The organism is Enterococcus sp. DIV0236, from assembly GCF_050558525.1.
GTDB lineage: Bacteria > Bacillota > Bacilli > Lactobacillales > Enterococcaceae > Enterococcus > Enterococcus faecalis.
Genome location: NZ_CP187891.1, coordinates 2354310 through 2377380, shown reverse-complemented (window position 1 = coordinate 2377380; position 23071 = coordinate 2354310). Strand labels below are relative to the sequence as shown.

31 protein-coding genes and 1 pseudogene are annotated in these 23071 nt (G+C 31.1%); 26 read left to right on the top strand and 6 right to left on the bottom strand.

All coding sequences use genetic code 11. From position 1 onward, the window contains the following. Positions 1-468: 468 nt before the first annotated feature. The 10 genes from IGK27_RS11475 to IGK27_RS11430 all read left to right on the top strand — a co-directional run bounded on the left by IGK27_RS11475 (position 469) and on the right by IGK27_RS11430 (position 10529). Positions 469-1146: a WxL domain-containing protein gene (locus IGK27_RS11475; protein ID WP_010815605.1), complete on the top strand. Its 678-nt coding sequence runs from the start codon at positions 469-471 to the stop codon at positions 1144-1146. Between the two features lie 89 nt (positions 1147-1235). Further along, positions 1236-1550 carry an LPXTG cell wall anchor domain-containing protein gene (locus IGK27_RS11470; RefSeq protein ID WP_010712822.1) on the top strand — a complete coding sequence of 105 codons (315 nt, stop codon included), beginning with the start codon at positions 1236-1238 and terminating at the stop codon, positions 1548-1550. Beyond that, positions 1547-2551, top strand: a complete 1005-nt coding sequence (locus tag IGK27_RS11465) for a DUF916 and DUF3324 domain-containing protein (RefSeq protein WP_010777942.1) — start codon at positions 1547-1549, stop codon at positions 2549-2551. Before IGK27_RS11470 ends, IGK27_RS11465 begins: the two co-directional genes overlap by 4 nt. Positions 2552-2566: 15 nt before the next feature. After that, a complete protein-coding gene (locus IGK27_RS11460; RefSeq protein WP_025189066.1) occupies positions 2567-4636 on the top strand; it encodes a bacterial Ig-like domain-containing protein in 2070 nt (689 codons plus the stop codon). A 167-nt stretch (positions 4637-4803) separates the two neighbouring features. Beyond that, entirely contained in the window at positions 4804-5583 is a 780-nt protein-coding gene (locus IGK27_RS11455; RefSeq protein WP_010815607.1) for a TraX family protein, read from the top strand. A 1028-nt stretch (positions 5584-6611) separates the two neighbouring features. Next, positions 6612-7109: a PepSY domain-containing protein gene (locus IGK27_RS11450; protein ID WP_010711496.1), complete on the top strand. Its 498-nt coding sequence runs from the start codon at positions 6612-6614 to the stop codon at positions 7107-7109. Positions 7110-7163: 54 nt separating this feature from the next. After that, positions 7164-7961 carry a GH25 family lysozyme gene (locus IGK27_RS11445; protein ID WP_010711495.1) on the top strand — a complete coding sequence of 266 codons (798 nt, stop codon included), beginning with the start codon at positions 7164-7166 and terminating at the stop codon, positions 7959-7961. A 748-nt stretch (positions 7962-8709) separates the two neighbouring features. Further along, positions 8710-8910 (top strand): cold-shock protein, encoded by a 201-nt coding sequence (locus IGK27_RS11440; RefSeq protein WP_002371724.1) that lies wholly within the window; start codon positions 8710-8712, stop codon positions 8908-8910. 90 nt (positions 8911-9000) lie between these two features. Next, entirely contained in the window at positions 9001-9228 is a 228-nt protein-coding gene (locus tag IGK27_RS11435) for a hypothetical protein (RefSeq protein ID WP_002380886.1), read from the top strand. 251 nt (positions 9229-9479) lie between these two features. Beyond that, positions 9480-10529, top strand: coding sequence for a hypothetical protein (locus IGK27_RS11430; protein ID WP_010815608.1), 1050 nt, complete (start codon positions 9480-9482; stop codon positions 10527-10529). A 126-nt stretch (positions 10530-10655) separates the two neighbouring features. Here the strand turns inward: IGK27_RS11430 and IGK27_RS11425 are convergent, their stop codons facing one another. Next, on the bottom strand, positions 10656-11264 hold the full coding sequence (locus IGK27_RS11425; protein WP_002380884.1) for a hypothetical protein: 609 nt from the start codon (positions 11262-11264) through the stop codon (positions 10656-10658). Positions 11265-11342: 78 nt separating this feature from the next. Further along, a complete protein-coding gene (locus IGK27_RS11420) occupies positions 11343-11672 on the bottom strand; it encodes a winged helix-turn-helix transcriptional regulator (RefSeq protein ID WP_002365236.1) in 330 nt (109 codons plus the stop codon). Between the two features lie 221 nt (positions 11673-11893). Between IGK27_RS11420 and IGK27_RS11415 the strand changes: the two genes are divergently transcribed. The 4 genes and pseudogenes from IGK27_RS11415 to IGK27_RS11400 all read left to right on the top strand — a co-directional run bounded on the left by IGK27_RS11415 (position 11894) and on the right by IGK27_RS11400 (position 15292). Beyond that, positions 11894-12475, top strand: coding sequence for a histidine phosphatase family protein (locus tag IGK27_RS11415; protein ID WP_002380883.1), 582 nt, complete (start codon positions 11894-11896; stop codon positions 12473-12475). A gap of 16 nt (positions 12476-12491) precedes the next feature. Continuing rightward, positions 12492-12911 (top strand): MerR family transcriptional regulator, encoded by a 420-nt coding sequence (locus tag IGK27_RS11410; RefSeq protein ID WP_002380882.1) that lies wholly within the window; start codon positions 12492-12494, stop codon positions 12909-12911. Positions 12912-12986: 75 nt separating this feature from the next. Continuing rightward, positions 12987-13862 carry an aldo/keto reductase gene (locus tag IGK27_RS11405; RefSeq protein WP_002380881.1) on the top strand — a complete coding sequence of 292 codons (876 nt, stop codon included), beginning with the start codon at positions 12987-12989 and terminating at the stop codon, positions 13860-13862. Positions 13863-13961: 99 nt separating this feature from the next. Further along, a pseudogene (locus IGK27_RS11400) lies at positions 13962-15292 on the top strand (FAD-dependent oxidoreductase). A 37-nt stretch (positions 15293-15329) separates the two neighbouring features. On the opposite strand, the gene IGK27_RS11395 reads toward IGK27_RS11400, so the two are convergent. From IGK27_RS11395 to IGK27_RS11385, 3 genes are read right to left on the bottom strand one after another with little or no spacing between them, the layout of a single operon-like run. Then, a complete protein-coding gene (locus IGK27_RS11395) occupies positions 15330-15665 on the bottom strand; it encodes a winged helix-turn-helix transcriptional regulator (RefSeq protein ID WP_002365231.1) in 336 nt (111 codons plus the stop codon). Positions 15666-15703: 38 nt separating this feature from the next. Then, positions 15704-16357 (bottom strand): ImmA/IrrE family metallo-endopeptidase, encoded by a 654-nt coding sequence (locus tag IGK27_RS11390; RefSeq protein ID WP_002380879.1) that lies wholly within the window; start codon positions 16355-16357, stop codon positions 15704-15706. Beyond that, positions 16354-16737 carry a helix-turn-helix domain-containing protein gene (locus IGK27_RS11385; protein WP_002380877.1) on the bottom strand — a complete coding sequence of 128 codons (384 nt, stop codon included), beginning with the start codon at positions 16735-16737 and terminating at the stop codon, positions 16354-16356. Before IGK27_RS11385 ends, IGK27_RS11390 begins: the two co-directional genes overlap by 4 nt. A gap of 744 nt (positions 16738-17481) precedes the next feature. On the opposite strand from IGK27_RS11385, the gene IGK27_RS11380 reads away from it, so the two are divergent. From IGK27_RS11380 to IGK27_RS11365, 4 genes are all read left to right on the top strand, one after another. Further along, positions 17482-17733, top strand: a complete 252-nt coding sequence (locus tag IGK27_RS11380; protein WP_002365227.1) for a hypothetical protein — start codon at positions 17482-17484, stop codon at positions 17731-17733. 85 nt (positions 17734-17818) lie between these two features. Continuing rightward, positions 17819-18145 (top strand): hypothetical protein, encoded by a 327-nt coding sequence (locus IGK27_RS11375; protein WP_002365226.1) that lies wholly within the window; start codon positions 17819-17821, stop codon positions 18143-18145. After that, positions 18145-18561, top strand: a complete 417-nt coding sequence (locus tag IGK27_RS11370) for a DUF961 family protein (protein ID WP_002380876.1) — start codon at positions 18145-18147, stop codon at positions 18559-18561. The genes IGK27_RS11375 and IGK27_RS11370 overlap by 1 nt, the downstream gene beginning before the upstream one ends. A gap of 22 nt (positions 18562-18583) precedes the next feature. After that, entirely contained in the window at positions 18584-18745 is a 162-nt protein-coding gene (locus IGK27_RS11365; RefSeq protein WP_002380875.1) for a hypothetical protein, read from the top strand. Here IGK27_RS11365 and IGK27_RS11360 read toward each other — a convergent pair. Continuing rightward, positions 18732-18920 carry a hypothetical protein gene (locus IGK27_RS11360; RefSeq protein ID WP_002371434.1) on the bottom strand — a complete coding sequence of 63 codons (189 nt, stop codon included), beginning with the start codon at positions 18918-18920 and terminating at the stop codon, positions 18732-18734. The genes IGK27_RS11365 and IGK27_RS11360 overlap by 14 nt on opposite strands. A 226-nt stretch (positions 18921-19146) precedes the next feature. Here IGK27_RS11360 and IGK27_RS11355 point away from each other — a divergent pair, with 226 nt between their 5' ends. The 8 genes from IGK27_RS11355 to IGK27_RS11320 are packed head-to-tail and all read left to right on the top strand — an operon-like array spanning position 19147 to position 22908. Beyond that, entirely contained in the window at positions 19147-19299 is a 153-nt protein-coding gene (locus IGK27_RS11355; protein WP_002371433.1) for a DUF6906 family protein, read from the top strand. 41 nt (positions 19300-19340) lie between these two features. After that, entirely contained in the window at positions 19341-19634 is a 294-nt protein-coding gene (locus tag IGK27_RS11350; RefSeq protein ID WP_029655860.1) for a hypothetical protein, read from the top strand. Between the two features lie 59 nt (positions 19635-19693). Beyond that, positions 19694-20020, top strand: coding sequence for a nucleotidyltransferase family protein (locus IGK27_RS11345; RefSeq protein ID WP_002394268.1), 327 nt, complete (start codon positions 19694-19696; stop codon positions 20018-20020). After that, on the top strand, positions 20010-20390 hold the full coding sequence (locus IGK27_RS11340) for a HepT-like ribonuclease domain-containing protein (RefSeq protein WP_002402315.1): 381 nt from the start codon (positions 20010-20012) through the stop codon (positions 20388-20390). Before IGK27_RS11345 ends, IGK27_RS11340 begins: the two co-directional genes overlap by 11 nt. Continuing rightward, on the top strand, positions 20391-21899 hold the full coding sequence (locus IGK27_RS11335; protein WP_010785429.1) for a cell division protein FtsK: 1509 nt from the start codon (positions 20391-20393) through the stop codon (positions 21897-21899). It abuts the gene before it with no gap. Between the two features lie 18 nt (positions 21900-21917). Next, positions 21918-22196, top strand: a complete 279-nt coding sequence (locus IGK27_RS11330) for a hypothetical protein (protein WP_002402318.1) — start codon at positions 21918-21920, stop codon at positions 22194-22196. Further along, positions 22186-22473 carry a hypothetical protein gene (locus IGK27_RS11325; protein WP_002402319.1) on the top strand — a complete coding sequence of 96 codons (288 nt, stop codon included), beginning with the start codon at positions 22186-22188 and terminating at the stop codon, positions 22471-22473. Before IGK27_RS11330 ends, IGK27_RS11325 begins: the two co-directional genes overlap by 11 nt. Before the next feature lie 9 nt (positions 22474-22482). Continuing rightward, on the top strand, positions 22483-22908 hold the full coding sequence (locus IGK27_RS11320; protein ID WP_002402320.1) for a hypothetical protein: 426 nt from the start codon (positions 22483-22485) through the stop codon (positions 22906-22908). The last annotated feature ends 163 nt before the right edge of the window (positions 22909-23071 follow it).

Here is a 23071-nt window from a genome sequence, read left to right as displayed (position 1 = left end):
ATGCTATTTTTTTTGTGAGGTATCAGTATACACATAATCATCTATTTATTTAGGCAACTGTTTGATAAAGGATAAAGATTCATATACCAAGTAAATAATAAGTCAACACTATGATTTTAGGCAGTTACTATCATTAAATACTGTATCTCATAAGGATAAATAGGTGTATACCAAACATATATGTCCAGTGTGTAAGCACAAAATATTACTCTATCCATAGTAGATGTATAAGAAAATTCCCCCTATTTTTATTTTTGAAGCAAGTACAAACTGACATATGTGTTTGGTTATCTTATTAAAGTAAAGGAGGAATAAAATAAATTACACACGAAAAAGTCATTATGTGTAGCGAACAACTATGCTATGACAGACAAGTTATTTTGAGGATAATTCTTGTCCATACAAAGAAAGAGTGAAAACCATTTAGCACTTTTAAAAGACAAACAAAACAGGAGGAGAAATATACGTATGAAAAAACTATTTTTAGGAACCAGTTTACTTATTACTTCACTTTTCGTTGGCGTTCAAACTACACATGCGGAAATGAAAAGTGATGCGGAATCAAAAAGTACAGTAAAGACAGTTGCAGGTGAAACTACTGAACCGATACCCCCAGTAGATCCCACTGATCCGGAAAAACCAAATCCAGACCCAGAAGTACCTGGTACAGGAAATACTGGACCTCTTACAATTGATCATGTTTCTAGCATTGATTTCGGAGAACAGGAAATTAAAGAGAAAGAAGCTATTTATAATGCGAAGACAGAACATCCTTATGTACAGGTAACTGACCGGCGAGGCACTGGAGCTGGTTGGACACTAAAAGCATCTATTGATGAATTTAGCAATGAAGATAAGACAAAAATATTAAAAGGAGCAGAACTCTCTTTAAAAAACGGTAGCATTAAATCAATAAGTGGAAATGTGTCTGAAAAACCTCTAGGATATGATGTCAACTTGAACAAAGACATGCAAGTAATTATGCAAGCGGGAACAGATCAAGGCATGGGGACCTGGCTAGATGTATTTTCTGGAACAAAAGATGATAATGCGAATGTACAATTAAAAGTACCAGCTGGTTCAGCGAAAGCTAAACAAAACTATTCAAGCGTTATCCGTTGGGAATTAACCGATGCACCAGCTTAATAAAATAGATTCTCTAAAGCTAATAACTAGTTATTAGCTTTAGAGAGTAAATTACATACATCATATAGATTAGTTAGAGGTGAATAAATATGAAAAAGCTAGTAGTACTCTTAGTTATATTAAGTGGATTTTTAATCAAAGAGGATGGATACGCTTCTAATACACAACAAAAATCAAATGCTGAGAGTCAAGTTACAATTACATTTGTAGAAAGCTCAGAGAAGCAAGAACGGGCGGAAAGCAAAGATTCTCAGAAGATGACTTTCGATAGAAGTTCAAAAACATTTTTGCCTAGTACAGGGTCAAAAATGAGTGGGGTATTATTCATATTGGGTATGTTAGCATTTTTTCTAAGTGTTACTATTCTATCAATGAGAAGAAAACATAGGAGGAATAACTTATGAGAAAAATCATCTATTCGCTCTGTATCATTTGTTTTATCGCCATATTACCGGCCAACGGAGTCTCTGCAGCGGATATGGCATATAGTGTCAAAGCAAACTTGCCAGAAAATCAGCGAAACAATGAACATACGTATTTTGATTTATTCATGCAGCCTAAACAAAAGCAAGCAATCAGCATTACCTTTGAAAATCATTCAAAAGACCCAATTGAATTAGAAGTGAATTATCATGCAGCACAAACGAATGATAATGGTGTCATTGATTATAAAGGAACAAAAGAAAGAAAAGATAGCAGTTTAGCGTACGATTTAAAAGAGCTTATCACAGGTGACCAAATCGTAAAGTTGAATGGTAACGAAAAAAAAGAAGTACCCTATACTATCACAATGCCTGAACAAAAATTTGAAGGAATTCTTTTAGGGGGGTTCCATATTCATAAGAAGGACAAAGAAGCTGCTACGAATCAAAAATTTCAAATTAAAAATGACTATTCTTATGTCATTGGGTTGCAAGTGACAGAAACAGAGAAAAAAGTAACACCAGAATTAAAACTAAACACAGTTGAGCCTGGCTTAAATAATTATCGAACGACATTGTTTGCTAATCTTCAAAATACGGCTGCGACAATGATTACAGATATGACTGTTACCGCTGAAGTCTATAAAGAAAATGGTACAGAAGTCCTTCATAAAACGGTCAAAAACAATCAATCAATGGCTCCAAACTCAAACTATAACTTTCCAATTTCATGGGACAATCAAGCATTCCAACCAGGTAAATATAGATTGAAATTAAATGTAATTGATAAAACAGGCCACAAGTGGTCATTTAATAAAGAGTTTGAGATAAAAAATAATGTAAAAAAATATAACGAAGATGCAGTCAATATAAAAGATTCAACTAATAAAAATAATTATATAGTGTATGTTTTAGCACTCATGCTTTTTTTTACTGTAGGGATTATTATCTATTTACTGTTAAAAATAATCAAGAGAAAGTGAGGCAGAACTACTCGTATGAGAAAAAAATTTATATTACTTCTATTTGTACTGATTTTTTCTATTAAACAAGAAGAGGTGGTTTTTTCGGAAATGGAGACCGTATCTACTAAAGCAGAAATAATAGAACCTTATGACAAAGGACTTAAATCAATGGAACTACTAAATCCGTATTATATCGAAAAAGGAGGTTTTCTTGACCCCAGAAAGGTTGTTTTTAAAGCAACGGATGAAAATGATAAAGACATTCCTCTTTCTGAAATTCGATATAAGTGGCTGGATAACGCCCTTGATACAAGCCAAGAGGGCAATAGTGCATATGCTAAATTTTTTTGGATAAAGGACAAGCATGAAACATTTTATATTTCAAATATTATAGTTGCATATGATTTAGTCCTTGAAACAAAAAATAGTACATTATACCAAGGAGAAATATGGAATCCACAGGATAACTTTGTGAAAGCATATGATGAAGGTTCAAATCCTGTTTATTGGTCTGATGATCGAATTAAGACTAATGATGCATCCGTTAATACAAACAGTCCCGGTACCTACTATAAAATATATACTTTGAAAGGACAAAATAAAGAAGTGTCCTCTTCATTTACAGTAACGGTGAAAGAAGACCAAACAAAAGTAGAATTAAAAGATACAGAGTTATACGTAGGCCAGAAATGGGACTTAAGAAGTGTCTTTAAGAATGTAGTAGATAAAGATGGAAACCCAATAAAACCAGAAGAAGTAAACGATGTTTGGATAGATGGAAATAAGACAAGAGAAATAGATACCAGTAAACCGGGTAAGCATACTGTAAAAATTGCTGTAGAGAATGCGAAGGGGGATTTGGTATATAGTAATGAAGTTACGGTAACTGTAGAAGATAAAACAAGCATTAAAACAAAAAATAGTACAATATACGCTGGGCAAGGATGGAGTAAAATCGATAACTTTGTCAGTGCAACAGACGAAGTGGGCCAAAACGTTCCATTTCAAGATAAACGTATTCGAATGGAAGGTGCAACAGACGTTGAACCAATAAAACCAGCTGTTTATAAAGTAACATATATTTTTGATGGAAAATTCAAACAAGTAAAATCTGAATCTACGGTTACAGTAAAAGAAGACAAAACAAAAGCAGAATTAAAAGATACAGAGTTATACGTAGGCCAGAAATGGGACTTAGGAAGTGTCTTTAAGAATGTAGTAGATAAAGATGGAAACCCAATAAAACCAGAAGAAGTAAACGATGTTTGGATAGATGGAAATAAGAAAAGAGAAATAGATACCAGTAAACCAGGTAACCATTCTGTAAGGATCGCTATATTGAAGGCAAATAACGAGTGGGTATTAAGTAAGACCGTTGCAGTAACAGTAAAAGAGGACAAAACAAAAGTAGAATTAAAAGATACAGAGTTATACGTAGGCCAGAAATGGGACTTAGGAAGTGTCTTTAAGAATGTAGTAGATAAAGATGGAAACCCAATAAAACCAGAAGAAGTAAACGATGTTTGGATAGATGGAAATAAGAAAAGAGAAATAGATACCAGTAAACCAGGTAACCATTCTGTAAGGATCGCTATATTGAAGGCAAATAACGAGTGGGTATTAAGTAAGACTGTTGCAGTAACAGTAAAAGAAGAACCTTTCACACTAAAACATGTATCTGATTTTGATTTTGGTGAAAAAGAGTTGACATCAATAAATAGATTAGTAACTAATAACAAAGAAAATCCTATAATTGAATTAGAAACCCCTTCAATTATAGCAAAAGATTGGCAATTACAAGTTGAACTATCTCCGTTTCTAGATAAAAAGAATAGTAAAAGTATTTTGAAAGGAGTGAGCTTATTTATTCCAATGGGGAAACTAGAATCTGATTTAGAAACAGAGGAACCTATTCAATATGACTGTCAATTAGAAGCAAATGGAAAAGCGAGTATTTTAATGCAGGGAACGAAAACAAAAGGTAAAGGTCGTTGGAAAAATAAATTGGCAACAAAAGAAATAACTTTGTCCATTCCGCCAGAAAATAAAAAAGGCAGCTATGAATCAACATTGCATTGGACACTACTAGATGTACCAGGATAAAGTGTTAATGGCGACTTGGCTTAGAAACAAAGATCATTTAAACGAATAATATTTATGATCAAGAACAAAGATATATTTTTGAAATAAATGTAAGTAAAGAAGCTATCAAGAAGTTAGAATTTCAACTTCTTGATAGACTTGAGAAACTGATAGTGAGGCTTGTAAATATGAGGAAATATTTAACAGGATTTCAATTAAAGATTATCGGATTGATTACAATGGTAATTGATCACTTAGCAGAATTTTTCAATTTTTTAGGAATTCCATTATGGTTCCATTGGGTTGGAAGAATTACCGCCCCTATTTTTTTATTTGAAAGTTCTGAAGGTTTTGTTCATACGAGTAATCGAAAAAAATATATGTTGCGATTACTCGTAGGCTTTTGGATAATGAATTTAATAAATCTAGTATTGAATCAATACTTTGTGGTTAATGGAGAAATTATAGCAAATAATGTTTTTAGTACATTATTTTTAGGAACAGTTTATATGCAATCTATTGCATATCTTAAAGAAAGAAAATTTGTTGCAAGTTTCTTTTGGTTCATCATTCCTATCTTAATAGGATTAATTTCATTTATATTTACAATAGGTGAAATGAGTACGATAAAGATGATTAGTTTACAACTATACACCTTATTTTTACCATCTTTATTTGTTACAGAAGGTGGGTTTTTGATGGTAATATTAGGAGTATTGTTCTATATATTTCGTGGAAAAAAACACTTTCAGGTTTTATCATTAGGAATTGTGTCTTTTATTTCAGCAGCAGCAAACGGTTTTTCAGATTTATTTTCTAGTAACTATCAATGGATGATGTTCTTCTCAGCAATTCCTATTATTTTATATAACGGAGAAAAAGGAAAGGGGTTAAAAAGTTTCTTCTATTATTTTTACCCTGCACATATTATCTTATTTGCCATTCTTTCTTTTCTACTTCGCCAATAGGAACAGTTCAGAATTAAAATTTGTTAACTCATATAAAGAAATCTATGAGTTAGTGTCTGTAGTCGTTAATTCCTGAATTTTATATGTTATTATTCTTAAACTAAATTGGTAATACTTTTGAGAAAAACAATAAAAGATGTACTTCATGTATTTCCGCTTTCTACTGAAATTATAGTATCAAGGAATAGTTCATTTCAAAATATTGTAGCAAAACTATTAGTATGGACTTAGAGTCAATCTTTCATTTTTGTTAGCAGAATGTCATATTGTTCAATAGACAAGTGCACCTTGAATATATTTTAATAAGATTAAGTACTTTGAAATTAAGGAAAGTTGATATAAAACATGTTGAAAGATAAATAGATAAAGGAGAACTTAGGTTGTTATTCATACTATCATTAAAATTTGTTTCGATGATAGCAATTATTTTCATCGGGATTAAGGCACATTGCGAAAATCATGATGACTATTTTTGAAAATGAGTATTGATTATTAGTAACTTAAATAATAAGTGATTATAAAAATATGAAATTTATTTTCTCTTCTGGATGTATGTGATCTTGTCTATCAGGCACCAGTAAATGGAAAATATTTAAAATAGATAAATAAAATTTATTTTATATAAACTTCCAATTAGATTATCAAAGAAAGGACTAAAAAAGTATGTGTATGAAAAAAGATATTATTGAATTACTCAGGAATCCAATGATCTCGTCTTATTCTATTGAAAAAATGTCTAATGGACGAATATCTACTACTACAGCATCCAAATATCGGAATCGTGTAAAACAAGAGATAGATCCATTCCTTATATTCACTAATATGTCTTATAGAACTATAAAAAATTTCGAGGAATTAGCTAAAGAATTAAAAGAAGTGAATCCTAAGACAAAAGAAGAAGTTACAATGATGATTGACAATTATAGTTTGAGAAATTACTACAAATTATAAAGTATCAAACTTTAATAAAACTAATTACCATTTTTAGATATAATATCATGATAAATATAGGTTAGGAGCTGACTGTATTGAATTTAAAAAGAATCTTTTTTGTCGTAGCAATGTTAGGAGGGATCGTTGTTTTTACTGGCTGTGGATTGGGTAAGGATGAGGTAACAAACACAAACTATAAGGTAACTGTTGAAGACGCAGCAAATATTTACCAAAAAAATACGAATAATTCAGAAATTCTGTCTATTAACTTTGACATTGGTGAAAGCTCTAAAGAATATGAGTATATGTTTGTTAACAAGACTGAAAAAATATATATAAATCCACAAAACGAAAAAGTAAAAAAAGAAAGCATTACTAGCGGTGGAGAGAATAATAAAGAACCATTTAATGCAAAAGAGCTTGAAGGGACTAAATCTACAAAAAAAGTTCTAGAAGAAGCTAAAAACAAGGTAGGAGGGATTTCTCCACGAGTATTGGATTGGCGATTAGAAAAAAAAGACGGAACATTAGTTTATGATATCAATGTTAAGACAAACACAGGCTCTGAAAGAGTTCTATTAAGTGCAAAATAATTTATAAGTGTTATAAATTATGTAACATGCAACAAAAAGGAAGGGAATGGTTAAATGAAAAGTTCAGCTAAGTTATTTATTTTAGGAATAGGACTAACTTTTGGAGGTCTTATAACGAGTGTTCCAGCAGAAGCAAAAAATATCGTGACGAGTAACTATGAATTAGGAAGTTTTGCTCAAAATGACCCTGTCAATCAACCCTTGCTAAGAAGTAAACGTAGTCTCAGTGAAACACCTCCGAGAGTGGATTTTATCGATATTTCCTCTCACAATGGAGAGATTTCTGTAGAACAATTTCAAAAGATGAAAAACATGGGAATTAAAGGCGTAGTAGTCAAATTAACTGAAGGAACAACCTACAAAAACCCGTTAGCCCCTTGTCAAATTACCAATGCTAAAAAAGCAGGTCTAACTGTTTCAACGTATCATTTTTCTTGGTTTGAAAATCAACAAGAAGCAATTGATCAAGCCAATTACTATGCGGATTACGCAGAAGAATTAGGGCTATCCCCAAATAGCGTCATGGTTAATGATGCAGAAACCACGCCAATGATTAACGCAGATGCCACAAAAGTTTCTGTCTACTTTAGAGATCAATTAGCAAAACGTGGCTTCAAAAATGTTGTCCATTATTCTAGCGCTAGTTGGTTCAATAATAATTGGATGGAATATGACGTTTTAGGTAAAGAAAATAGTTGGGTAGCAGAATGGCCGGCGAACCCAAGTGCTAATAACTTACTACACACAGATACAGCTGCTTGGCAATGGAGTAGTCAAGGCTCTTTTGATTTTGTTCCTGGAATTAACTTTGATTTCAACGTGGATTACTTAGGACGCTTTACGACTAAGTGAATAAAAGAGATTAGGACATAAGGGTTAAAAATCATAAAAAAGAAGACTGAAAATCTTTTTACGATTTTTGGTCTTCTTTTTATTTTAGTTGTTTATAATTTGAATAAAGTTAATTCCATTAATATAAGTGAAGTCTAAAATAAAAGCACTATTGGCAAATAATAGTGTTTTTAGAGCAAAATCTATTCGATTAGTGAATAAAATTTTTTTTACTACTTATACATATACATGAGTTCCTTGCAACGATTAATTGCGTGATCAAGGCTCTTATATTTATCAATATCAATATCTAATATGGATAAACGTAATTCAATATTTTTTATCTCCCTTAAATTTAAAACGGCATAGAAAGGATCAACTGTTTGATTATTGTTTATTTTTTTTGTTAAAAAAGCTTTTGAACGTGAAGAATATAGATTGTAGTTTAAAGAGTAAACTTTTATTGGAAAAAAATTAGTATTCATATGAACACCTACTTTCTGATACAAGTAAATTCTAACATTAATTTTCATATTAGTTACTTTTATTTCTAAATGTAATTGAATCTTAATAAATTCGAATTAAGTACTATCTAAATTATTTCAAGAAGACTTAGTTTTGTTTATTCCTTATTAATGTGTTATAGTGAACAAGTAATCAATTTTGATAAGTAATTTGAGTTATACATCTAAAAACTATACTTCTCCTTTTACCACTCAACATTTTTTGCAATAATTTGCATGATTTAGTGCACTAGGAGGAAATATTCATGAACAATGGTACAGTAAAATGGTTTAACGCAGACAAAGGTTTTGGATTTATTACAGGTGAAGATGGCAATGATGTATTTGCCCATTTTTCAGCTATCCAAACAGATGGATTTAAAACTTTAGATGAAGGACAAACCGTAACGTTTGATACTGAAGAAGGTCCGCGTGGGCCACAAGCCACTAATATCGCAAAAGCTTAATTACGAGTAATAACGGATCAATTTTTGATCCGTTATTTTTTAATATTTATTGTATGAAAGAATTTGAAATTACAGAAAAGAGGAAATTATATGGGATTTAATGGATGGAAACCAAGTGTGCCTTCTGAAAGTAGTAAACAATTTTCTGAAAATCAACATGTGTCTTTTATGTATAGAAAAGAAATAAGAAGTGGTAAGATAAAAGATTTATTGACCAATTCAGCAATTATAGAATTGGACAGCATCAAAGGTCATAAAGAAAAAAATGAAACAATTGTGATTGGATATGACAAATTATATGGATCTAAGCATGAATGATAAATAGTTACTATTAATGAATTATTAAAATCTAAAAAACTTTATGCAAACTAGTATTAACTAGTAGTTATACTGGATAATTTTTTTGCGTAATTAGATTATTAAATTATAACAGGTTATTTATCACATAAAACAAATTGAATAAATGTTTTTAAATAATAGTTTACAATTATAGGAAATCAAAATATTTGTATAAATAAATAACATCCTATAAAATTTTATTGTAAATAAAAATTAGGAGGATATATAAAATGAAAAAAAGCAATACAAGATTCAGAACTTATTTTACAGACGATGAAGCGGGGACAAACATTTATTGGGGATCAGTTTTTGCTGGAGTAATTACATTTCTATCTATTTTTATGACTCTTGGACTTATTGGATCAGCGATTGGGTTCGGTACTTTAAAACCGACATCAAGTAACCCTTTAGATGGAGTTGGGACTGGACTCATTATTTGGACGATTATTACTATTGTGTTATCTCTGATGGCTGCAGGATTTGTATCTGGTGTAGCGGCTAAAAGAATTGGTTTATTGCACGGTTTCTTAACATGGGCAACAAGTATGATTGTAGTAATGCTTTTAGTGAGTTATACAGCAGTTAGTACATTTTCAGCAATCGGTTCCCTTTTAGGAAATGTTGCTTCTGGTGTAGGGGATAGTGTTGGGGCAGTTGCTTCTACTGCTGGCGATGCGATTTCAAAAGGTTTTGATAAAGTAACTGATGAAATTGGCACGGTCAATACACGAGAACTACAAAACAATGTAAATAAATATTTAAAAGATACGGATGTTCCAGAACTTCAACCAGATTATTTAAAAGATCAAATGAGTGAAGCGACTGATAAAATCAAAGATGCTGGTAAAGAAATTATAAAAAATCCTGAAAATGCAGATAAGGTTTTTGATTCTACAGCGGATTCTTTACAAGACCAAGCGAAAAAAATTGGCGATTCCGTAGATAAAAACGCGATTGCGAATGCTGTAGCGAAAAATAGCGACTTATCTCAAGAAGAAGCACAACAAGCAACAGATAATATTTACAATGAATTAAAAACAGCTAGTGATGAAGCGCAAAAACAAATTGACACTGCGCGTACTAATTTAGATAAAGCTAAAGATGATTTGAAAGAATCAATCGATGAAGCAAGAAAAGCGGCAGAGGATGCGTCAAACACGACAGCTAAAGCATCTATTTGGGGATTTATTGCAATGGTCGTTGGCTTAATTATTACTTCCCTATTTGGATTATTAGGGGCTAACTTAGTAAAAAATCCTGAAAGAGAGCATAAAATGTAAGAACATTAAAGTAATTTAAGTGTTAATAATCAATGTAATGAATATTTTGAACTGCTTATAAAAAAAGTCTGAGAACATTATTGTTAATGCTTTTCAGACTTTTTTATTGCATGCAATTGTTATTATTTAATCGAATTTTATAATTTTTAAATCTTTAAAAAACGCTTCTGTACCGATATCAACGAACAATCCTATACTACCAGAAGCAGCCTCCCCGAGTTTCATGTTCTCTACAACCAAAGAAGGAGTTTCATTATTGTTTAGATAAAATTCACCTCTAGATTCTTGAATTATGGCTTTTAAAGTAATCCATTCGTTAAGCTGAATATCAGCTGGACCTTCATAATCCGCTATATTAAGATTTCTAAAATATTCAAAGGTATAGTTAGGGTATGAAAAATATTGTACTGCTCTATTCTTTCTTATAGGATCTTCGCTATGACCATTGGTAGGGCGTATATAAAAAGATTCAAATTTAGAATCACCATCATTTATCCTGAATGCAATACCGATAAAACCTCGAGCAAAGTTTGGAGCATTCGACAATAACCTACTTAACATTTTTACTTCAATTATACCATTATGAAAAGAAAAATTAGTTACTTTGGCGTAGGTGTTTTCATCAAACTCCATTATTTTATTTGATTTTACAACTCTTAAAACAATATCTTTTTTTAAAGTAGTAAGTTTGGCATTTACATTTACTTGCTCAAAATCAAACATTTCTATATCCATGTTTTCACGCTCCCTAATTTTCTATAATATAAGGATAGCTTATTTTTTTTAGAATGAGAAGTAGGTACAAAAATGTAACTATATGTTAACTTGTGTTTTGTAGAATTCTCCCCACTCTCTCATAGATTCAATTACAGGTAATAATGTATTTCCTAGTTTAGTTAATTTATATTCGACATGGGGTGGATTTTTTTTAAAATCAATACGTTCAACAAGGCCATCTTTAATCATTGACTTTAAACTAGCTGTTAAAACTTTTTGTGAAATTCCACTCAATGATCTTTTTAACTCACTATTTCTTTTGGAACCAGTCATTAAATCCCGGATAATCAAGACCTTCCATTTACTATTAACTAGTTTAACTGTTGTTTCTACATCACAAATAGGTAATTGTGGATTTTTTTTCATAATTTTGTTCTCCGAATAGAATTTTTAATTTATCTATAGTATAAATTAAATTTATAGATAATTTCAACGAAAATATCTAATAAAATTTTATTAATAGACTTTCTATTTTAGCCAATATTGTGTGAAAAATTATAGATATATATTTTAAAACATAATCAGTTGCCTTGAAGTTAACTTCAAGGTTTATAATGATGAAAAATAGATAGTAGGGAGTTAGATAGATGAAAAAGACACTTTATTTAATGAGACATGGTCAAACATTGTTCAATCAACAAAAAAAAATTCAAGGATGGTGCGATTCTCCTTTAACAAAACAAGGAATTGAACAAGCTAAGATAGCTAAAGAATTTTTTGAAAAAAACGGTATTGTATTTGATGGTGCACACACTTCTACTCTTGAACGAGCTTCAGATACATTAGAATTAATTACAGAAATAAACTATGAGAGGCATAAAGGATTAAAAGAATGGAATTTTGGCAGATTAGAAGCGGAGCATGAATATTTAAATCCACCATTACCTTATAGAGATTTTTTTGTACAATATGGTGGTGAAGAAGAAATAGAGTTTAGAAAAAGAGTAACAAAATGCTTAGTAAATATTATGCAGAAAGAACAAGGTAAAACTATTTTAGTAGTCTCACATGGAGCAGCTTGTAGACAATTTATAAGAGAGTGGGCGCATTTAAGTGATATTACACCGCAAGCTCCTATTGGTAACTGTAGTATTATGAAATTTTGTTTTGAGAATGATCAGTTTTACTTAGAAGAGATTATTAATCATGATTTTTCACATTTAGAGTAAGGAGGTAAAGACAATAATGAATATAAAACAGGCAGCAGAAATGTTTAATTTAACAGTAGATACGTTAAGATATTATGAACGAGTGGGAATAATACCTCCTGTATCAAGAAACAGTAGCGGATATAGAGACTATAAAACTAAAGATTTAAATTGGGTTTATTTAGTAAAAAATCTTCGTAATGCAGGATTATCTATAGAATCTTTGATTGAATTTTCAACTTTAGCACAACTTAGAGATAAACAAAATGTAGAAGATGCGCAAAAGCATATTTTAAAAGAACAGTTAGTAGAATTAGATAAAAAGCTAGGGGAAATGCAACAAACAAGAGAATTACTTGTGTACAAGATAGAAACATACGAGGATCATATTGCAAAATTTAAAGCTGGTGAATTGGATCCTGATAAAGTCGAAAAACTATGGGAACGAAAAAAATAAAACTTTTTTCTTTTTATGTATTTAACTCTAAGGTTTAGGATAGAACATGTAAAGAAATTAGAGGAGGAAAACAATATGCAAACAATTACTTTGAATAATGATGTAGAAATGCCTCAATTGGGATTCGGTGTGTATCAAATTCCATTAGAAGAAACAGCTGAAGCAGTCTATCAAGCCATTAAAGCAGGATACCGTCTGATCGATACAGCTTCTATTTACGGAAATGAAAAAGAAACAGGTGAGGGAATCAAACGTGCCATCAATGAAGATCTGGTCACTAGAGATGAACTTTTTATTACCTCTAAATTGTTTATTCTTCAAGCATCAGAGGACAAAGCTAAGGAAACGATTGAACATTCTCTTAAAGTAATGGGATTGGATTATCTTGATCTTTATCTTATTCATCAACCATATGGAGATATTTATGGTGCATGGCGGTCAATGGTTGCCGCTCAAAAAGCAGGGAAATTGCGTGCAATAGGAATTTCAAATTTCAAATCAGCTAAAATGATTGAATTTATTGGGTTGAATGAGGTGAAACCTCAAATCAATCAAATCGAAGTGAATCCTTGGAATCAACGAATTGAAGATCAGGAATGGCATGAAAAATATGGCGTACAAGTTGAAGCTTGGGCACCATTTGCAGAAGGTCGTCACGAACTATTTACTAATCCTGTATTAACAGAAATCGGTAAACAATACGGAAAGACAGTAGGACAAGTTGTATTACGTTGGTTAATTCAAAGAGGGATTGTTGCTTTAGCAAAATCAGTCCATCCCGAACGAATGGCTGAAAACATTGATATTTTTGATTTTGAGCTTTCAAAAGAAGACATTGAAAAGATAGCGAATTTAGACATGAAAGAATCTGCTTTCTTTGATCATGACGCACCACAGCAAGTGGAATGGTTTATGAATAGAATGCTAGACACTGAAATTAATGTGGATTAAAGGAGTTAAAAAAGATAGGTCTGTATGGTTACTTTAAAGTAACTAATTGCTAGCTATAATAAAACCTTATAAAATTATTTTAGAAAGGAAGTGATTGTTATGAACAAATATAAAAATATAATTATTGGTTTTGGAAAGGGAGGGAAAACACTAGCAAAAGAAATTGCTATGCGTGGTGAAGAGGTATTGATGATTGAAGAATCTGAACTAATGTATGGAGGGACATGTATTAATGTAGGATGTATACCATCAAAATCTTTAATAATTAATGGAGAAAAACATGTAGATATGTCAACGGCGCATTCAATAAAAATAGTTTGACAAGTAAGTTGAGAGAAAAAAATTACAATAACCTTTTTGAAGAAGAGAATATAACTATTTTAAATGGAAAAGCTAAATTTTTATCAGATAAAATCATACAAATCACTAAGACAGATAATACGAAAATCCAAGTTGAAGGTGAACGTATTTTTATTAATACGGGCTCAAAAGCTATCAAATTACCTATAGATGGGTTAAATAAAAGTAAAAATGTTTTAGATTCTACAACTGCTATGGAACAAGTAATAGCACCAGAAAAAATAGTTATTATAGGTGCTGGTTATATTGGGTTAGAATTTGCATCAATGTTTAATTCTTATGGAAGCAAAGTTAGTATTTTAGATGCTAGCTCTGAATTTTTACCTAGAGAAGATGAAGATATCTCAACATTAATATATAAAGATTTTTTAGATAAGGGAATTGATATTCAGTTAGGCGTATCTATAAACCATATCATAGATAAGGATAATTATACTGAAGTAATATATACTCAAGCTGGTAAAATAAAGAAAGTAGAAGTGTCTAAATTGCTTGTAGCTACAGGTAGAAAACCTAATACAGATGCCTTAGGATTAGAAAACACAAATATAAAAACGGATAGTCATGGGGCTATTGTTGTAGATGAATTTTTAAAAACATCTGTGGAAAATATTTGGGCAATAGGCGATGTAAAAGGGGGCCTACAATTTACCTATATTTCTTTAGATGATTATAGAATAATAGTGGATTATCTTTATGGTGACAAAAAGAGAAATACTATGAATAGAGGTAATATACCGTACAGTGTATTTATAACACCACCTTTTTCAAGTGTTGGAATAAAAGAAAAAGAGCTAGAAAAAAGCAAAGTAAACTATAAAGTTTTTAGTTTACCTGTAAAAGCTATACCTAAAGCCCATATTATTGATCAGACAGTAGGAATTTTTAAAGTAATAATAGATGCAGAAACTGAAAAGATTTTGGGAGCTTCTTTATATGGTGCAGAATCTCATGAATTAATAAATCTTATTTCGTTGGCAATGGATTTTAATATGGACTATAAAGTATTACGTGATAGAGTGTATACCCATCCTACTATGTCGGAATCTTTAAATGATTTACTAAAATAAAAAATTGAAGTTCATTTCATAACCATAGAAATGAACTTCAATTTTTTAGATTTGTACAATCTAATTCTCTTTGACCCCATAGTTTCATTTGTAAAACAATAGTTGCTAAATCTTTTCCCTTTTCAGACAAATAATAAGTAGACGAAGTAGTATTATTGAAAACTTCTTTTTCATTCTTAACAATCTCATTGTCTTCCAAAAGTTTTAGTTGTTGTTTGATCATTTTTGGAGAACTATTCGGAAGCAATCGGCAAACTTCTCCAAAGCGCATAGATCCTCCGTTTAGGGATTCTATTATTTGGGGAACCCACTTTTTTCCAAGTATATTAGATAAAGCCTCTACAGGGCATTTTTTTTCCACGTTTTTATCCATTATATAACACTCCTTTTATGATTCATTAAAAATAAAAACTAATTGAAAATAAATCTGTAGATATCAGTTTCTTTATGAAAGTAATAATTGTTAAAAAGTGTATTAGCGTGTGCAAAAGTACAATTATTTACATACATAAGATGCTCGATGAGTCTATTTCTTAATGCAGATTTGCTCATAAAAAAGTATTGTGCAATTTCTTCGAATGAATAAAATTTTTTTAATGCGTAAAACAATGCTTGATCATTTGCCATTAACATACTAGCACCGACATTAGCACGATATTCTTTTGGAAAATCTTCCATCAAGTAACCATTTTTCAAAAGAATATCAGAAAAAGTATGAGTTGCATTATTAATTTTAGGTATATCTATGTAGTAATGCATAACCTCATGCATTTTAGTGAAATTTTTTCGTTCTAACATTAATTCTTTGTTTGTTGTTATAATGACTTCATCGTCTACTTTAGAGATTGAACCAAGCATCCGTCTTTTAAGTTGTTTTTGAAACGTGTATTCAACAAATTCAACATCTTCAACTTCTTTTACATATTTTTCAATATCAAAGCATTTAACTTGTTCAATATTTTTGGAAGAATAGTAAGATACTTCTTTTATTAATTCGTTTGAAAAATTAAATGCTTCAAAATAGAGTTTTTTACTAATAAAATCCACCAACAACAGTCCAATCAATCTTTTTTGTTACGTTTCTTTTTTTCTTTTGCTTTTTTTATAAGAAAATCTTGAAAATCGATTAATTCTTCTTCTAATTCTTCTATATCTTCTATGTTCATATCAGAAGTATTTAAACGAAAATGAGAAATGATATTTTTTCCAATTTTTTCCTTGTCGTTTAGATGTATTCTTTCCTCTGTTCTACCTAGTAAAAAATCGGTAGATACATCATATAGGGAAGCTATTTTTGATAGCATTTCCGAATCCGGTTCACGTGTTCCATATTCCCAGTTTGCATAGGTTCCTAAGTTATTTAAACCTAGTTGTTTTGCAACATATGTTTTTGTCCATTCTTTTTCTTCTCTTAAAAGCTGTAGTCTTTTTGCTAATGGTTGCACTGGTTTTACCTCCTCTATAAGTACATTATAAACTTTTTGTGTACAAAATTGAGAAAGTTAAACAAAAAGTGTTGACAATTTATTTTAAAAGGTATATTCTTAACACAAGTTAAACAAAATGTTTAACTTTTCAGTTGAATAAACAAAAAAGCGTTCACGAGAAGAAAATGAATCTCCATTTCGTAAACGCCGTGAAATAAAACTTAGACACTTTTATTGTACGGTAGTTGTCGAGATAAAACAAGGGTGAAGTTTTCATTAAATGTTGTAAGTCTTGTTGAGGTGGTGCGTACCAGCCGTTGAATGGGACGCAAGGTGGCAGTAGTATCTTTAACTAGAGCCATATTGATGACAGATTAATGCAGAGCTGTCAGATTATTTTCAATAACCATGTCGTGAGACACGTTGGAAATAGTTGCTGAACTAGATTGAATAAAAAAATCTATGCAAGCTCAATAAAAGGAGGAGAGCTGTACACCGTATATTACAGTACTATCTAATGTGCCGTGATGTGATGTAATGTAAGAGTCACTAGCCATTGAAGATGATTCTATGTATTGTGATGAACGTAAGAATCTAAAATTGAAATACAATTAAAGTTGTTATTTTTAAGCGTGGAAAAGATTTTTTCTAAAAGAATATTCAATATTAACTTTAGTAAGCACAACTGTATTATTTTAGTTGTACTTTTTTATTTTAAATGAAAGAACAGAATTTGTTATTAAGTGAATAAGGAGGATAAAAATGAAAGAAGAGCTATTACTTTTTGTTGAGAAGTTTGTTGAACGTATGAAACGACAGAAAAAAACTTTTTCTATTTCGGATATAGAAAAGAGCTATAACTTAGAACGTAAGAAGTTAGGTAAGAGTGCGGTTAAGTTAACAAACATGGAACGCTTAACAATTGAAAGTCGATTATTAAAAAATCAGATTTTACAACGAACATATAAAATGACAGGTTATCATAAACCATGTCAAGTTGTGTTTTTTAGTTAATAAGAAGAATTGCATAAAGAGAGAAAGGCAGTCAATGGTTGACTGTTTATTTTTGTATAAAAATTAGTGAAAGAAGGAAATTATTTTGGCAAATAGAATTCAAGAAATTGCATTAAGTGATAAAAATTTAGGAAGTAAAATTAAAGCTGTTTATAAAACAGAACGTGATATTTATGTAAATGGAGCACCTGTTCGTGGTCGTGTGTTCACCGCTTCAAGCGAAAAGCAACGTGATTTTGAGATTTTTGTTCCTCATTTACGAAATTCACAAATGTTGAATGGCCGTGAAGAAGTAAAATTAATTGATCCAGTAGCACGAATCAATGTAAAACGGAATAACATTGGAAATAGTCGCTCAATTGACATGGTAGTTTATGCAAAACGTTTAGAAGTAGTTGGAGGTAATAAATAATGGGATTATCATTTGAAAATAACACGATTGAAAATTTTGATGTAGTAGGAACATTTGGTACGATGAATTTCTTAGAAGTAGTTGCAATTAATGAACGTGATGGTGAAGGAAATGTGACTGACGATGTTCGTGAACAACGAGTAACGGTTTATTCTAGCAAATTAAATGACCAAGTAGAAATTGCGATTGATCCAGGCTATGACGTTAGTGATATCAATTATGATGATGAAATCGAGTTGACTGGAAATGTAACAGCTCGTGGATGGCTTAATGCTTACAAAGGTTTTAATGACAATGTACAAACAGAACAAGCGTTTAAAGTCCGTGCAGTGGGTATTAAAAAAGTAGGAGCTGTTAAACCAGCGCAACCTACACTACAAAAAGAAAATAAGAATCAAGCAAATGAGCAAAAATAAATATTAGATTGAGGTAGATTTAATGAGTAAAAGGGAAGAATTAAAAAAAATAGGTGATGAGTTATATAAAGTTTTGGCACAAAACAACGTTACCTTTGAACAAGCAAAAGTAACGCTAAATTATCTTTCGATTAAATTAGATCATGAAATGCAACGAACAATGGTGTCTCTTAAGACGTTGTAAAATAGAGAATACTTTTTTCAGGAATGTAGTATTGAATATTGGAGCTGATAAATTCTAAAATTTTATCATCAATAATTGATTGGAATTTTTCAATTTTGAGTCTTTGGTTGTTGGCAAGAATAATTGTTACGGATTGCATGTCTATTTCACATGCTTTTTCAATTGTTTTTAGCATTATTATAGGACACCTCCTTTTGTTAATATTTTACCACTGAACCAGAAATTTCTGAAAAAATTAATTGGATGTGGGAATTGAAACGAAAGTAAATATCATATTCAGAGGAATCGGTAGCACCGTTTAACAGCTAAAAAGGGCATTCTAACGAGTGCCCTTTTTACTATTAATTTGTGTTAACAAGATTTGTTAATAGACATTAATAATAAAGAAAAGGAGAGGTTAAATGAAACAAGGGAAACGCCTAGTTAGGAAAGAAAAAGAGTTGTTGAAAAGTTGCCGATTGAATCCAACAAATTGGTTAGTAGAAAGACGGTTGAAGAGTAGTGTGATTTTTCTTCATAAAGAAAGTGGTAATTTGAAGGAAATTTATTATTGAAAGGGGGTGGCGGAGAAGTAGTGTTAGACTTGGCGGAAAGAATGGGTGTAAAACAAGAAAAATATAGGAGGTTTTTAGAGAGAAAAATTAGAGTCTATCGTATGTGGCAAAGTTTTAGTTATTATAGTACATTGTATTTAAAACTTTATAACGAAACTAGTGAGTATCTTATCCAGTTTTTATTGTTAGATGATTTATTTTTTGAATGTGATGAAGCTGTTTTAAACTTGTTAGATAATTTTTTAGAACAATTAGTTAAAGCATATAATAATAAACTGCATGAAGATTTTGATAAGGGTGTTTTCTTTGAGGAATACACAAGTAAAGTGAATTGATTGTAAAATTTGAATGCTTTATAATGGCTTTAGAATAGACGTTAGAAGAGGTGAGAAAAATGGTGATGACAATGAATGAAATTAAAGAGCGTGTGAAACCTGTAGCAGAAAAACACAATGTACCAGTCGTTTATGTCTTTGGTTCTTATGCACGTAATGAAGCGAAAGAAACCAGTGATATTGATTTTGCTGTAGATATTACAGGACAATCGGAAGAAGCCTATTGGAATTTGTATGGAGATTTCTTTGAAGAATTAAAAGAAGCTGTAGCGCATGATATTGATTTAGTGGAGCTAGAAACTCTTGTTGATACACAAGATAAACCTGAAAGAAGAGAATTGTTAGCTACCATTTTAAAGGAAGGTGTAAAGGTATTTGAGAGATAGTACAGCAAAGGATTTACGTTTGTTAAGAGGAACGCTGATCTACATTGAAGATATAGAACAGACACTCAATCGTTTTGGAAGGGATTATGAAACCTTCTATCATGATAGAGTGTTTTTTAATGCAATCAGTATGTGTTTAATGCAAATTGGTGAATATACTGTTGGGAACAGTGGCTTTTCAGAAGAATTTAAAGAGAAAAATAGTGGTAAAGTTGATTGGAAAAGACTTAGGAATATGAGGAATATGTTTGCACATTCGTATAGCACAATGAATGAACGTCAGATTTTTCGAATGGCTACAGAATATATTCCAGTGTATAAAGAATTTTGTAGACAAGAATTAGCACGGTTAAAAAAAGAAGGTAGGTAAATGGTAAAAAAATTATTTAGATATAGAGGTAGAAGAATTCGTTATTCTTCAAGAAATTTGTTGGCACTCTATAGAGTGTTATTTTTTATGCCAATTTTTGCTTGTTTAGGCTATTTTGTGGGCTATAAATGGATGTATCCTTTATATCTTTCAAATCCAGCTGATTGGAAAATATATATTGTACCAGCGTTAATCATTATAGGTGTCTCGATAGGCTCAATCGTGTTAATTACATTGCTTGTTAAGGCTTCAATTATCAATTCGGGCTATTTTTCTAAAGTAGAACAACGTCAAGTGTTAGCTCGTATGATTATCGACAATGGCTATTATACGAAGAAGCAAGTTAAAGGTAGTGATGGTAAAACAAAAGAAAAAATAAAGTTCCCAAAAATTTATTATAAGTCTGCAAAAAATAGTATTTTCGTTTCATTTGAAACAGCAGGTAATAAATTTCAGGAAAAATTTGAAACCATTGGTGGTTTTTTGGAAACAGCGTTTCATGCGGACAATTTAAATAAAATTGATGAAAAAGGCTTTATTACCTATGAACTAGCTTCTGATGTTTACAATAAGCGTATTTGGATAAAGGATATGCAAGCTGATAAAGGAAAGGTTCAATTAATGAAAGGGTTGTATTGGTACTTTGATAAAGACCCACATTTATTATTAGGTGGTGGAACTGGCGGAGGTAAAACTTTTACCATTTTATCTCTAATTTATGCACTTTGCCGTGTGGGTGAAATGGAAATTTGTGATCCAAAAAATTCTGACTTGATGGCACTAGGTAAGTTACCAATGTTTGCAGGAAAAGTGCATACAGGAAAAATAGATATTGTTAATTGCTTGAAAAATGCAGTTGAATTAATGAATGCACGTTTTGAAATGATGAATAATAGCCCTGATTACAAAATGGGTAAAAATTATGCGTACTATGGTTTAAAGCCTAAGTTTATTGTGATTGATGAATTTGCAGCATTTAAAGCAGAATTAGCGAATGACTATGCGCTTGATGGCGATGTAGATGAATATTTAACCCAACTTATTTTAAAAGCTCGTCAAGCAGGGATTTTCTTTATCGTTGCAATGCAACGTCCAGATGGTGAATTTATCAAAACGGCTTTACGTGATAATTTTATGTTTCGAATGTCAGTTGGCCGTCTTTCAGAAACAGGTATTTTGATGATTTTTGGTGATGAAAATAAAAATAAAAACTTTAAATATGTTGAAAAAGTTGACGGTCAAAAAGTCTATGGTCGTGGTTATGTTGCAAAAGGAGGTTCAGTAGCAAGAGAATTTTATAGCCCGCAAGTACCACAAGATTTTGACTTCATTCAGGAATTTATCAAGATTTCTAAAGAACTAGGATATGAAGATATTTCAAAAGAAGTTCAAGAAGAAGTATCTCAAAAAATATCAAAACATGTGGATAAAGAAGCCCTTGCTGAAATTGATGAAGAGTTAGAAGCAGGGCAAGCAAAGTTAGCTAAGTTAAGTGAAAAATTTGGATAATAAGAAAGGAGCTTTTTATTGGATTCTAATGAAATAATCAAACACGTTAGAGAACGAGTATATGTTGAAGTCAAGAAACGATATAAAAAGCCTGATTTAGATACACGTATTCGTGACATTCTCTATGAACAATCAGAAAGCTATGTAAAATTAGTGAGGTTTTCTAATGGAAAGCGAATAAAAAAATTAGCTAACCCTGTTGAGTTTGAAAAATTTATGGAAAATAGAGGGGCTAAAATTGTTAAAGAAGTAATCTTTGCTTTGAATAAAAAGGAGGAAAAAGAAAGTGAAATTTAAATCGCAAGGACAAATGCTAAGTTATGTAAAAGAGAAGGAACAAAAAATAATTAAAGAAGTTGAGCGAAGAGCAGAAAAAGAAGGAGTTTCAGATGATAATAGATTACTTGATTATAAGTCTTTAGTGACTTCTATTTTAGAAGCAGAAGCGGTTTATGATGAAGATAGACCAGTTGAGGAAAAGAAATTCCCAACATCACAAGAAGTTGATAAGTATTTAGAAACAAGATTTAAGGAGTATATGAATTCTGCTTGGAAAGAAATGTTTGGTAAGTAGGTGTGAAGTATGTTTTCGTTTGAGGAAGTGATTTTACAACTTGAAAATAAGATTGCACTAAAAACATTAAAAAGCTGGGCGAATAAAATAGAGAGATTAACAGATAAAAAATTTGAAAGGAAATATACGAAAAATTCTAAAGGTTATACCTATTCGTTTAAAGTTTTCAGTTCTAATGATGTTGAATCTTTTTTTAAATTAATTGATCTAAGAAGTAAAAATGTTCCTTTAGATATAGCTATTTCAGATGTTTTTATGTCAGAAGAAGAGAAAAAGAAGAATGAAACTATTTCAATGACAAAAGCAGAGTTTCGAGAAAATCAAGCAACAGTGAAAGAACTAATCGATTTAGTAAAGGATGTACTATCAGATAATGCAGAGATAAAAAAACGCTTGAAAGTTTTAGAAATGAAGCAAGGAATGGTAGGAGAGTAGACTAGAAGTTGCTAGGGATTGTTGCGTGCTTTGTAGATAGAATAGGGGCGGCGCCCCAAGGCGCCCGCCCCTATTCTATCGTTAACAAAAGTAGCAACGTATATCCCAAATACTTCTAGTCGTGAGGTGGGCTTGTCCCACCTCGAAAGTTTCTACCCCCGTT

Coding starts and splice junctions, on each gene's coding strand:
- IGK27_RS11475 (WP_010815605.1), top strand. CDS start 469: ATGAAAAAACTATTTTTAGGAACCAGTTTACTTATTACTTCACTTTTC.
- IGK27_RS11470 (WP_010712822.1), top strand. CDS start 1,236: ATGAAAAAGCTAGTAGTACTCTTAGTTATATTAAGTGGATTTTTAATC.
- IGK27_RS11465 (WP_010777942.1), top strand. CDS start 1,547: ATGAGAAAAATCATCTATTCGCTCTGTATCATTTGTTTTATCGCCATA.
- IGK27_RS11460 (WP_025189066.1), top strand. CDS start 2,567: ATGAGAAAAAAATTTATATTACTTCTATTTGTACTGATTTTTTCTATT.
- IGK27_RS11455 (WP_010815607.1), top strand. CDS start 4,804: ATGAGGAAATATTTAACAGGATTTCAATTAAAGATTATCGGATTGATT.
- IGK27_RS11445 (WP_010711495.1), top strand. CDS start 7,164: ATGAAAAGTTCAGCTAAGTTATTTATTTTAGGAATAGGACTAACTTTT.
- IGK27_RS11440 (WP_002371724.1), top strand. CDS start 8,710: ATGAACAATGGTACAGTAAAATGGTTTAACGCAGACAAAGGTTTTGGA.
- IGK27_RS11435 (WP_002380886.1), top strand. CDS start 9,001: ATGGGATTTAATGGATGGAAACCAAGTGTGCCTTCTGAAAGTAGTAAA.
- IGK27_RS11430 (WP_010815608.1), top strand. CDS start 9,480: ATGAAAAAAAGCAATACAAGATTCAGAACTTATTTTACAGACGATGAA.
- IGK27_RS11425 (WP_002380884.1), bottom strand. CDS start 11,264: ATGGATATAGAAATGTTTGATTTTGAGCAAGTAAATGTAAATGCCAAA.
- IGK27_RS11420 (WP_002365236.1), bottom strand. CDS start 11,672: ATGAAAAAAAATCCACAATTACCTATTTGTGATGTAGAAACAACAGTT.
- IGK27_RS11415 (WP_002380883.1), top strand. CDS start 11,894: ATGAAAAAGACACTTTATTTAATGAGACATGGTCAAACATTGTTCAAT.
- IGK27_RS11410 (WP_002380882.1), top strand. CDS start 12,492: ATGAATATAAAACAGGCAGCAGAAATGTTTAATTTAACAGTAGATACG.
- IGK27_RS11405 (WP_002380881.1), top strand. CDS start 12,987: ATGCAAACAATTACTTTGAATAATGATGTAGAAATGCCTCAATTGGGA.
- IGK27_RS11395 (WP_002365231.1), bottom strand. CDS start 15,665: ATGGATAAAAACGTGGAAAAAAAATGCCCTGTAGAGGCTTTATCTAAT.
- IGK27_RS11380 (WP_002365227.1), top strand. CDS start 17,482: ATGAAAGAAGAGCTATTACTTTTTGTTGAGAAGTTTGTTGAACGTATG.
- IGK27_RS11370 (WP_002380876.1), top strand. CDS start 18,145: ATGGGATTATCATTTGAAAATAACACGATTGAAAATTTTGATGTAGTA.
- IGK27_RS11365 (WP_002380875.1), top strand. CDS start 18,584: ATGAGTAAAAGGGAAGAATTAAAAAAAATAGGTGATGAGTTATATAAA.
- IGK27_RS11360 (WP_002371434.1), bottom strand. CDS start 18,920: ATGCTAAAAACAATTGAAAAAGCATGTGAAATAGACATGCAATCCGTA.
- IGK27_RS11355 (WP_002371433.1), top strand. CDS start 19,147: ATGAAACAAGGGAAACGCCTAGTTAGGAAAGAAAAAGAGTTGTTGAAA.
- IGK27_RS11350 (WP_029655860.1), top strand. CDS start 19,341: ATGGGTGTAAAACAAGAAAAATATAGGAGGTTTTTAGAGAGAAAAATT.
- IGK27_RS11345 (WP_002394268.1), top strand. CDS start 19,694: ATGGTGATGACAATGAATGAAATTAAAGAGCGTGTGAAACCTGTAGCA.
- IGK27_RS11335 (WP_010785429.1), top strand. CDS start 20,391: ATGGTAAAAAAATTATTTAGATATAGAGGTAGAAGAATTCGTTATTCT.
- IGK27_RS11320 (WP_002402320.1), top strand. CDS start 22,483: ATGTTTTCGTTTGAGGAAGTGATTTTACAACTTGAAAATAAGATTGCA.